Origin of the sequence: Bacillus thuringiensis, assembly GCF_001182785.1 — a bacterium.
Taxonomy (GTDB): domain Bacteria; phylum Bacillota; class Bacilli; order Bacillales; family Bacillaceae_G; genus Bacillus_A; species Bacillus_A thuringiensis_S.
The window spans coordinates 326,206-337,579 of sequence record NZ_CP012101.1 but is presented as its reverse complement, the minus strand read 5'-3'; the positions used below and the strand labels follow the sequence as shown (position 1 = coordinate 337,579).

Sequence of the window (11,374 nt, the reverse complement as noted above, 5' to 3'; positions counted from 1 at the left end):
TGGCATATTAAATAGCCATTACGGGTTAAAAATTTAAAAATATTTCATTTTTTATTTTGATAGATGTTGTTCGTATGCAATACCTGAGATATCAAATACAATTTCCTTATGATAATGATGTGATTTTCGACCATTTTTTTTAAGTAAATAAAACAAACGAAGAAAGATTTTCTTTAATGGGTTGGATCGATCTTGTATTTGCTATTCAAAGAAATTGTAAAGAATGAATCTAATAAATGCTCATAAATTGTATCTTATTTTCATTAATCAATATTGGGAAAACGAAAAGGATCTCCTTATTTTAGAATGAAGGAGACCTCTTCTAGAATATGTCAGTTATTTGTAAAGCTTATGTTATGATATGCAATAGACCTTATGAGTGGTTTATATTTTTTCACAAACATGCTGATTCTTATTCATAATTGTTAACTGTTTTATCCTTAATTACATGTACAGCCAGAGTTATGCCCTTGGTTACATGTGCAACCGGAATGCTGGTCATCATTGTTAGTATAATTTTGATTATACATACTACTAGAGTCTTGGCTATAGTTGTTTGTATACCCTTGGTGATACACATCGCTCGTATTTTGATTATAATTTCCATTATAACTTTGCTCATACATATTACCCGTGTACGGGTTATTATTGCTAGCATATCCTTGCATACAAATCAACTCGATGCTATCTATATAAAACGTACCTTCGGTTTCTCCCATCTCTATTCGTACACGATCACTTTCTGGGAATACCTCTACTGTTTTTGTCATATATCCTTCTTCACAAGAAGTGAACTTCAGTGTTTCCTGATTTCCATTACAATCCATCATCGTTACATACCCTTTTCCAGGTCCTTCTTTTTTGGCAATCACACGTAGCACATATCCATGATGGTCTTGGACATGCAAGTTTTGAGATACCCCCGCACTCCAATTTGATAGAACTAATACAGAAGCGCCATTCATCTGTTGTACCGTTGCCTTCCCTGCTGCGTGCCATCCCGTTAACCCCTGTGTAAAGTCACCATTTGTTATGATATTCCGTGCATCATATAAATAGCGTGCTTGCATGATACGTGCGTTTAACCCTTGATATCCATCATAGTTCATACCTGGAGCACTCGGTAACCAAGCATGGTATACATAGGGAATCGCCTGTATCAGTCGATCAGCGTTTTGAATATGATCTAAAGTAATATGATAGTGTAACTCTTGTTCATTTGTAAATAATGCATCTACAGCCTGTTTTGCAGGATCGTAGGCTTGTTGTGTTTTCCAACGTTTTTTCTCCATGTGTTGCTTCCATTTCTTTTCCTTATGTTTCACATGTGCCAATGCGTCGCCTGTTAGTGGTCCTTCTTCAATGACTTCTAGATTCCCTACTGTAGCGTATCCATCTGGATTAGAAATTTTAAATAAAACATCAATACCTACGTTTGTATTTGTACCTACTTCTCCGGTGTCAATATGAAAATCAAATGGATGACGATCGTGACACATAACATGTTTTTTATCTGAACTTAACGGGCATGCATACATATCAAGAGCATATCCAGCTGTTGGTGTAGGATGCACTTGGTTCACCAAAAACTGGGACGATGATTCACAGCGATAATCTCCACATGAAGGGTTAAGCTGCATATGTGCCAAATCATTTGGAACATTCATAATGGCATCAATTTCTTTCTCATAGCGTGTTACCACTAATTTTAGATCTTTACTACTTCCCACAAACCCTCTTACTCGATAACGTGTATAGGGTTTTAACTTGGACTCCTCTATTTTTTGATAGAGATAAGTTGGAAATAGGGTTCCATCAATATCTCTTGCCCCAAACATTTTTAAATAATTCCCCTTAAAAATAGGATTATCCGCCTGGATTGAAATATTATCACTTGTCGTCCATCCGTTTTCTTCAAATACATCTGAAAATTCTAAATAATCTTTCGAAAGTAGGTTACGTGATATGCTAAGCCGCTTCGCATATTTGACTTCATCTAATAAAACTATCTTTTCTTTTGCATACAATTCATCTGATACACATTCTATTAAGTTTGCAGTTTGATTGATATCATAATCAGTGGTATCCATTTGTAGATAGCCATTCGTGCCATCCGTAAACAAAGCGTTCAACGCTTTTCGCGCTTTTTCTAGATTCTGCTTCTCTTCATACTCATAGGTTGTCGTTCCCAGTGGAATAAATTCAATCTTATCCAGGAGAACATTTCCATTGGTTGAGAATATTATTGATTGTTTAACGAGCTGTCCTTCTGTTATTATAAACTCAGTTTCTTTATCTTTAAAATTTGTATAATTTAAGCTTTCATAGTTAGTACCTGAAAATGTAGGGTCTAGATCAACATTTTTACTTGGACTATTTCCAGCTGACGATATATAAAGTTCAGCTCTATTATTTGCTGCATATCTAATACGAACACGATATCCCTTTACTTGTAGTGGGAATTTACAAACAATTGACATATAACCACTACTATCAATTCTAACCAGATTTCCACCTGTATGACCAGGACCTTTAATTACAGAGTTTTCTGGATAAACTTGACTGGCCTTTACAGCTGGAATCTGTGTAATATTATTTAAATCAATTGTATTTTCACGATCCACACTATTATGCGTCCAACCAAACGAAGTGATATTTGATGTGGTACCAATGGTTAAATTTGATGTGAAAGTTTTTGCGTAAGATAATATATGACTGTAATTATTAAATGTAGGATTACAGTTTTGTGTACATTTTGAATCTATCGGTAAATGAATAGCTGTCGTCTCCGGATTAACAGGAGTAGGTCCGCCTGATTTATATGACTGAACTCGTCCCTGTTGGTTATTCGTTGTAGAAAAATCAATTTGGTGAACTGGATTATGAAATGAAAAATCTGGTGAGAGTTGATAACCACGTAATATTGAAAGTTTGTAAATAGAAAAATTATTATCTATGGTTAAATCAGACGATACGCCAGTAGGATTCCCAGAAATAGGTCCCCATATCTCTCCATTAGAATTGGTAAAGCTATATTGATTCGCAATACCTGATAAATAATACCTATTTGTTGACTGAGTCGTAATAAATTTAAAGCCCTTTAACCAACTAAATAAATTAGGCGCACGGGTCGCCAATTGCTCTATAGCATCAATGTTTTGTGGAAGCGCTACAGCACCAAGTGCATCAGTATAAATTTCTCTAGTAAGCTCTACTTTAGTCCCACTAGGATATTTTTTAATATCATGTGCAGGGAAAAGAGCTACGAGATCTAACACCAAAATAGTCATCTCTCTACGATACATATTGTATATGTTCCATGAAGTAGCTCTAGATTTAATTGTAGTTAAGCCTAATCTGTAAGTTGCAATACAATAATCTGTATATTCTCCTATCAGTTTTACTAAATCAGTATAATAATCGTTTGCTGTTTTCTGAACATAGACAGAAAGTTGAGCATTCCATTGATCAGCGTATTTTGAAGCTTGCTTTAATAATATTAAATGCATATTTGCAGCTTGTGTATAAGAACTCAGAAGTAATGTCTCATAGCCACGAAGTTTAAGGTGGGGCAAAGTTGTAAAAAATAAAAAATCAGTGTCCTTGTATAAATCTGCTACTGTTCGTGCATTAGCTTGATTTGGAGTTTTGAGCCACACATTTAATGCTTCTTCACATTTTTTTACTGCTGTTGTGTATCCCTCCAAATAGGCTGCTGCTCTATTCCTCTCAACTGTTGATATTGTTTGGTTCAAAAGTGTTTCACCATGACTCATAAATTCATGCCAAGTTTTTTGCGGATTGTTTGGATCGTTCCATAGAACAGGCAATAAAGTACCATAAATTATAGGTATAGATCCCAATCCCGCACTCAAAATACTAATTAAAGTACCAACAACAATCAAACCTGTACTTACCACAACGACTGAATTACTATCATACCCTTCCATGTCTAAGGGATTTTGATGAGGATTTTGACACATTTTCAGCCAATCCTTATAATTCGTAGTTTGTATAGAAGTTTGTGGATTATGTGCTAGTGGGTACCGTTGATAACGATTAGACATATTAGAGTTGTTTTGTGAAGCATCCAATATTTCATATTCATTTTTATTTTCATATGAATTCATTTTTTTCACTCCTCATGTATTTTCTTTTTTAAGATACTTAGTAAGTGTATTCCAGATGTCTATTTACATGTTCGTTATGCCCCTATGTATTCCTGTAGAAATATTTCTACAAATAAAACCATTATTTTAGTCCTGGTGCAAAAGTATTAAAATATAAAAAAGACGACAAATTCCTAGACAAAGCCTAACAATTAAAGGTGCATTCAATTAGAAGGATTCGCTATTTATAGCGAATCCTTCTGTTTTTGTGCAAATAATGACGAATCAAACGCTTGTTTAAACATTGCGGCATGGATGTACCCTGTTTAATATGTGTAATAGCAACCCCGACCTATCAAGGGAATCCCCTTAACAGGTATTACGCCTTCTCCAAATTTTGCAAGGCACGGCGTATGACGCTAAAATACCAAATGTACTTCTTATAAAAATAGGAAGAAACTCAATTTTATCCTTTCTCAAAACTATTCATTTTTCACCATACATTTTGTTTTTTCGTGCGCTTCGTACTCTTTTACTAACTTGTAAAAAGAAGAACGCTTTATATCATATTTTCTCATCGCTCCGACCGCTGTAATATTTCCAGATTGCCATGCCTCATATGCCTCAATAAATTGATCTGTAATTTGTACCGGTGGTCTACCTAAAGGTTTTCCTTGCTTCCTTGCTAATGCAATCCCTTCTGCTTGTCGTTGTTTGATATCATTCCTTTCTTTTTCTGCAAAGGCAGAAAGAATGGTAAGAGTTGCTTTTTGTACAGCCTGTTGAATGAAATCATTTGTACTTTTGCCATTATAGTTTACATTAATAAATGGTTCCTTAATAAACTGGAGATTAATACGCTGTGTTTCAAAATAACGAAATTCTTCAAGTACATCATTCATACTACGCCCTAGCCTCGTTAAAGAATCAAAAACAATTGTATCCCCTGTTCTAGCTAATCGTTTTAACATTTGATAATTTTCTCTTTTCATATTGTTTCCAGATTGTTTATCAATAAAAATATCTCTATTCCTAGATGCTTCATATTCTCAATCTGACGTTCTTCGTTTTGGTCTTTACTGGAAACCCGTACATATCCAAACTTTTTATATTGCAATTCTTTCACCTCGAACACAATTATAGCTTATTTATATCTGTAAAGGTATATAAAAAATAAAGACATCTGTAAAATAGAAATACAACTTTTATGGATATGGTTTTCCCTATGTTTCTATACGTCTGTAAAAGTGTACCTTTACGAATAAAAAGGATCAGACTATTGAAATAATCTGCCCATAGATAAAAGATGAAATGAAAGTCACTCAAATTCATAGTATAATGAATTTCTAGATAATAAAAAGGATCAACATAAAAAAAAGAACGGTTCTATTGGCATAGTCCGTCCTTTGAGAAGGAAATAATGAAAGTTATTCTTCTTTATTATACCTGAAAATACTGAAAATTAAATCTTATTTACATTGAGAAAATATTTATCCTACAAAGGAAGGTTATTTTTATGAATAAAGGTGATGCAATTTTAAGGTTGTTATCAGAAATCAAGTTGGAACTTAAAGAAGTAAAAGAACAGATGGAGAAAATGCAAACAAAGTTAGATACATTAGAACATCAAAATCAGGTGAAGAACAAAATAGAGCGAAAGAAGCCAAAAACAAAACCTGATAAACAAAATAAGCGAGATTGGAAATACCCAGCTAAGCTGAAATGAAAATTGTACAGAAAAAGTGAGGTGATAGGTACATGAATAGAAAAGAATTTGAGGATACCTTACAAAATTTTTCTTTCTTTTTAGCTAGTCGTGGAAGAAAAGCATCCACAATTAAACGATATGTCTATGATATTGAGGACTTTGGAAGATGGCTGCAAACCTCGAATCGTTTTCAAGAAAAGAACTTATGGAACAAGATAGATAAAGAGGATTTTGAAGCCTATTTTCAAGAACTCACATACAAACGAAAGTATGGAGAGAGGACCATTCATCGCATTGCAGTCATGTTAAAGAAATTGTATCAGTTCTTGGATATTGCAAGTCCTATTGTAGAAATGCAAGGAATCACTCCACCGAATCGGGCCCTACGCAAGGAGGACTTTATTACGAAGGAAGAAGAGAAAAAGCTGAAAAACATTCTTTCTTCTTCTGAAGGATTGTCAGAAGAACAACTTTCCGTTCGACCGCTTCTCATAGATCGAAATGTATCCATCCTATCACTTCTTTTGGATTATGGGATCACACTACAAGAACTCGTATCGTTACAGATGCAACAGGTGCACTTTGGAAAGAACATGATTACTGTTTTACATAACAAAGGGACAGAGAGAAGGATCATGTTAAAGGAAGAGGATAAAATACGTTTATTTACGTACTATAAAACGATACCTGAACCAGTTCGTCCTAGATATCACAGTACAGATCCGTTATTGGTTGCATTTGATTTTAAACGAGGGACATTTCGTTGGGTGTATGACAATGATGCTCTGAAAACACTAACAGCCATTGCTGTACAAAAGATGATTCGATTAGAAGTAGCCAGAGCGCAACTGAGAAAAGGAATTTCAGCACAGCACTTACGGAATACCTATATTCTAAGCTGTCTAGAAAGAAATATGTCTACAGAGGAAGTCATAAAAAGAACAGGATTCCTTTCTCATCTAACAGTAAAGCGTTATGTAGAATATGCAAATCAATATTCACATGGAGAATAATTTGAAAAGAATCACTTTTTATGACATACTAAAATAATATAAGTTTATCTTTAAAAATGTAACAATTGAATCTTTTGTGATGGAGAAATAATAGTCGTTACATACCGAAAACCCCAGTACTTTCAATATATTACTTTTATATGAGAATCTGCTGAAAACAGAATCGTAGAACATGAAGCATACGAAAAGCTCCCTGACTTGTTATACAAATCAGGGAGCAAAAGGTAGTACAGTATATCGGTTACGCTAATTATAACATAACTGGATTCATTCGGTCTATGTTTTCTGAATACTCGTTTTATTTTTCGATATTAGTTCTTCAGGTTCAGATGGCCCTAAAGAATCATCTAACCTTGTTAAAAAGTGTACGGTACACTTTACTTGTCTAAAATATGGCGTATTTCCGACAGTTCCATATTCGTAAACTTCGCAATATCTTCGATATCCATGCCATTTTTATGCATACCTCGGATAAGTTGGATTTTCCCTTTTTCTATACCCTCTTGAAGCCCTTCTTCTTTCCCTACTTGTTTTCCTTTTTCCATACCTTCTTCTATACCAACCTCACGTGCATGTGCTAATTTAGCTTGTTCATCAAATAACACTTTTTCACGTGCTTCATATGCGAGACGGAAAGAGCTACTCTGACTCATATTTTCCCATTTGTGGATTGCCTTCTGTAACATTGGATCTTGTTTCATGGCTATATCCTCCAACGTGTGGGTTAAATGTTCATCTTCATGCGCTGGTAGTAAAAGTAACCAACGAGCGAATTCATTTTCCCACGGATTAATTTTTTCTTCTCTCCATTGCTGTAGCAATTTCGGAATTTCAATGAAATGGATTTCCAAATCTTCGAGTAACACTTCCTTGTGTTGTTGACTCCAAAATTGTCCGACTGTATGCATGTCATCATATTGAGGAAAGAGATCAAAATCTAATAGATTAATCGCAATCGTTTTCCGTAAAGAACGATAGGGCATCCCTTGCTCTAATTGAGATGTATACAATTTACTCCAATAATACAGGGAACGTTTTACTATCTCTTGTGTATTTCGCAACTGGATTTCCACGTTCACCTTGGTTTCATCTTGAAGTGTAGCTAATATATCTAGTATGGATAATTTATCTTCTTCATATTCTTTATGCAAATGTGGGTCTTCAATTTTTAAAGACACAATTGGTGTAGATAAGGATTCATGCAAGATTGCATTTAAAAAAGAAATCAGTAATTCCTCTTGTCCTTGTACACCAAATAATTGCTTGAAAGCAAAATCGACTCGTAAATTTACTAAAGGTTGATTCATAGAGTGAGTCACCTTTCTTTGTGTGTATTCTATCTCTATTGTAGCGGATACGGAAGAGCGGACGCAACCCTTGAAAATGGTTTGTGATTATTAGTTATTAAACATTACGATACGTGAAATTATATATATATGTTTCCACTTAAACAGGTATATAGCAATGCATTCTCTTGCTCGTCTTCTTTCTTTAAAAATCAATCTGAGCAGTCTTTTTTTGAATTTTTCACGGGAAAATAGGTGTTTTAGGTTCTGCTGCAAAGTTTTTTGAGCTAAGCTAAACTGTAGAAAAAATGATTCGGGGAGCAAGATGCATGGGATATTTTAAAGGGAAACAATTCAAAAAGGATATTATTTTGGTAGCCGTCGGCTACTATTGTCGTTTTTCTTTAAGCTATCGTGATGTCTCTGAAATTTTGAACGAACGTGGTGTTTCCGTTCATCCAACAACTATTATGCGCTGGGTTCATGAATATGGTCACCTAATCTATCAAATGTGGAAGAAGAAAAATAAAAGCGTACAACTATCTTGGAAATTGGATGAGACCTATATAAAAGTCAAAGGAGAATGCTGTTATCTTTATCGTGCGATTGATCGAGAAGGGTACACCTTGGATATTCAACTTCGTAAAACAAGGGATCATCAAGCTGCTTATATGTTTATGAAAAGATTAGTGAAAGATTTTGGAGAACCGATGGTTCTCACAACAGACAAGGCTCCTGCCCTACTTTGTGCGCTCAAAAAATTGAAAAAGAACGATTTTTATGTGCATACAAAACATTGCACCATTAAATATTTGAATAATCTCATCGAACAGGACCATAGACATATCAAGCGACGTTTTGTTAAATCTGCAAGATTTCAAAATCTTCATCATGCTTCACGTACAATCAAAGGCATCGAAACCATTCATGCTTTATATAAACAGAGGCGAAGTCTTCAAACAGACTCCGCCTTTTCAACGTACAATGAACTTCAACAATTACTAGCTACTTCCTAAACATTGATCCTGACTTACCAACCTTTTTATACTTTTTTCAAACTTTGCAACAGAACCAATCAATACCTCACTAAATATAATGGGGATATTTGGTGAAACATTGTTACAGGAATACATATAGGCATTACGAATATATAACAAGACACCTGGCATATACTTGTTAGGTGTCTTAAGAATAAGGACCATATAAGGAGTGAAAAAGATGAATTCATATCAAAATACAAATGAATATGAGATATTGGATGCTTCACCAAGCTATTCTAACATGACGAATAGTTATCCAAGGTACCCACTAGCAAATAATCGACAAGGTTCAATGAAAAATACGAACTATAAAGATTGGTTAGCTATGTGTGAAGGAAATGCGGAAGGATTGTTTTTAACTGATGAACAAATGGTTTCTATTGTTGGGGCTGCGATTTCAAAACTTCTTGGATTTGTCCCTGTAGTTGGAGACATTTTAAGTTCCTTGGCGGATACGTATTGGCCAAAAATTGCAGGACAAGAGGCAGATACAAGAGTTTGGGCAGGATTGATAAGACATACAGCAAATCTAATAGATAATAGAGACGTTGATAGAGTAATAGGGCAAGCAACTGCTAATGTAATGTCACTCTACGCAGCTTTAGGTGTATATAACAGATTTCTTGAGCAATGGAAATCGCCTGTAAAGCCGTATGCCGGCCTTGCTGATGAAATACGAGCACAGATGAGTACTCTTCACCTTCTATTTACGACAAAAATTATTAGTGATTTCACGATACAGGGTTATGAATCCATATTACTACCTTCATACGCAAATGCCGCGAGTCTGCACTTACTACTATTGCGCGATATATCAATTTATGGGGAGAAATTAGGTTTTGATTCAAAGACTCTGCAAGCTTATCATAATGAACAAGTGAAATTTACAACAGATTATACGGCTCATTGTATAAAAACGTACAATTTAAATTTAAATGCACAAAAATCAAAAGGTTGGGTAGCTTTCAATCAATATCGTAGGGATATGACTTTGACAGTACTAGATTTAATTGCATTATTTCCAAGTTATGATACGCATAGATATCCTGCAGATGAAAAAAATGTAAAAAAACTATCAAATACAGAACTTACAAGAGAAATTTATACAGCACTAACAGAATCTTCTCCTAGTAAAACAGTAGAAGCAATGGAGGAATCACTTACAAGAGGTCCTCATTTATTCACTTGGCCAAAGAGATTAGATTTCTGGACCTTTAATTATAATATGTACCCAGATACAAGATACTTATCTGCTAATAGAATTGGTTTTTCATATACAAATTCTTCTGAAATAGAAGATAGTGGAATTTATGGAAGTCCTACTTTTGGCACAGTACTTACTCATCAAATTCCGCTTAATTCTAATGTTTATAGAACTTCTATCACAGATACTACAGCAGTCCCTAATCAAGTTACAAAAATGGATTTCTACAAAATTGATGGCACTAATGCATCTTATAATTCAAATATAACGCCAGTTCCTGCTAATTTAAGAACCACATTTTTTGGATTCTCATCAGATGCGAACAGACCACCTAATCAACCAACTGTACAAGATTATAATAATATTTTAAGTTATATAAAAACTGATATTATAGGAGGTCACCAGGCAAGGGTTTCATTTGCTTGGACACATAAAGGTGTTAACCCTAATAATCAAATACTCACAGATAATGTCACACAAGTTCCAGCTGTAAAATCTAGTTTATTAAATGCACCAGCTAGAGTAATTAAAGGTCCGGGGCATACAGGAGGAGATTTAGTTGCTCTTCTAAACAATGGTACTCAAGCCGGTACAATGCAAATCCAATGTAAAACAGGTAGCTTTACTGAAACTTCCAGACGTTATGGTATACGCATGCGTTATGCTGCAAATAATGCATTTACAGTGAGTCTATCATATACATTACAGGGTGGGAATCCAATAGGTATAACATTTGGTACAGAACGTACATTTTCAAGAACTAATAATATAATACCAACAGATTTAAAATACGAGGAGTTTAAATATAAAGAGTATAATCAAATTATTACAATGAATTCACCTCAAAATACAATAGTAACTATAAATATTCGACAACTAAATCCGTCTTCAAATGATCAATTAATTATTGACAGAATTGAATTTATTCCGATAACTCAATCGGTATTAGATTATACTGAGGAACAAAATTTAGAAACCGCACAAGCAGTGGTGGATAATCTATTTACAAATTAA

General features: G+C 34.4%; 6 protein-coding genes and 1 pseudogene. 4 read left to right on the top strand and 3 right to left on the bottom strand.

The genetic code is table 11. From position 1 onward, the window contains the following. Positions 1 to 440 precede the first annotated feature (440 nt). Positions 441 to 4,130: an insecticidal delta-endotoxin Cry8Ea1 family protein gene (locus AC241_RS34070; RefSeq protein ID WP_080990953.1), complete on the bottom strand. Its 3,690-nt coding sequence runs from the start codon at positions 4,128 to 4,130 to the stop codon at positions 441 to 443. 461 nt (positions 4,131 to 4,591) lie between these two features. Then, positions 4,592 to 5,226, bottom strand: a pseudogene (locus AC241_RS31050) (recombinase family protein). Between the two features lie 399 nt (positions 5,227 to 5,625). On the opposite strand from AC241_RS31050, the gene AC241_RS31045 reads away from it, so the two are divergent. Further along, the gene (locus AC241_RS31045; protein WP_050845594.1) at positions 5,626 to 5,835 is read left to right on the top strand and encodes a hypothetical protein; all 210 of its coding nucleotides are present in this window, start codon (positions 5,626 to 5,628) and stop codon (positions 5,833 to 5,835) included. Positions 5,836 to 5,867: 32 nt separating this feature from the next. Beyond that, positions 5,868 to 6,830 (top strand): tyrosine-type recombinase/integrase, encoded by a 963-nt coding sequence (locus tag AC241_RS31040; RefSeq protein ID WP_050845593.1) that lies wholly within the window; start codon positions 5,868 to 5,870, stop codon positions 6,828 to 6,830. Positions 6,831 to 7,207: 377 nt separating this feature from the next. On the opposite strand, the gene AC241_RS31035 is transcribed toward AC241_RS31040, so the two are convergent. Beyond that, positions 7,208 to 8,137, bottom strand: coding sequence for an Rpn family recombination-promoting nuclease/putative transposase (locus tag AC241_RS31035; RefSeq protein ID WP_050845592.1), 930 nt, complete (start codon positions 8,135 to 8,137; stop codon positions 7,208 to 7,210). A gap of 308 nt (positions 8,138 to 8,445) precedes the next feature. Here AC241_RS31035 and AC241_RS31030 point away from each other — a divergent pair, with 308 nt between their 5' ends. Then, the gene (locus tag AC241_RS31030) at positions 8,446 to 9,132 is read left to right on the top strand and encodes an IS6 family transposase (RefSeq protein ID WP_050845591.1); all 687 of its coding nucleotides are present in this window, start codon (positions 8,446 to 8,448) and stop codon (positions 9,130 to 9,132) included. 202 nt (positions 9,133 to 9,334) lie between these two features. Further along, a complete protein-coding gene (locus AC241_RS35045) occupies positions 9,335 to 11,374 on the top strand; it encodes an insecticidal delta-endotoxin Cry8Ea1 family protein (RefSeq protein WP_050845590.1) in 2,040 nt (679 codons plus the stop codon).

What these genes read in the sequence shown, in the direction of transcription:
- AC241_RS31035 (WP_050845592.1), bottom strand. Translation starts at nt 8,137, where the DNA reads ATGAATCAACCTTTAGTAAATTTACGAGTCGATTTTGCTTTCAAGCAA.
- AC241_RS34070 (WP_080990953.1), bottom strand. Translation starts at nt 4,130, where the DNA reads ATGAATTCATATGAAAATAAAAATGAATATGAAATATTGGATGCTTCA.
- AC241_RS35045 (WP_050845590.1), top strand. Translation starts at nt 9,335, where the DNA reads ATGAATTCATATCAAAATACAAATGAATATGAGATATTGGATGCTTCA.
- AC241_RS31040 (WP_050845593.1), top strand. Translation starts at nt 5,868, where the DNA reads ATGAATAGAAAAGAATTTGAGGATACCTTACAAAATTTTTCTTTCTTT.
- AC241_RS31045 (WP_050845594.1), top strand. Translation starts at nt 5,626, where the DNA reads ATGAATAAAGGTGATGCAATTTTAAGGTTGTTATCAGAAATCAAGTTG.
- AC241_RS31030 (WP_050845591.1), top strand. Translation starts at nt 8,446, where the DNA reads ATGGGATATTTTAAAGGGAAACAATTCAAAAAGGATATTATTTTGGTA.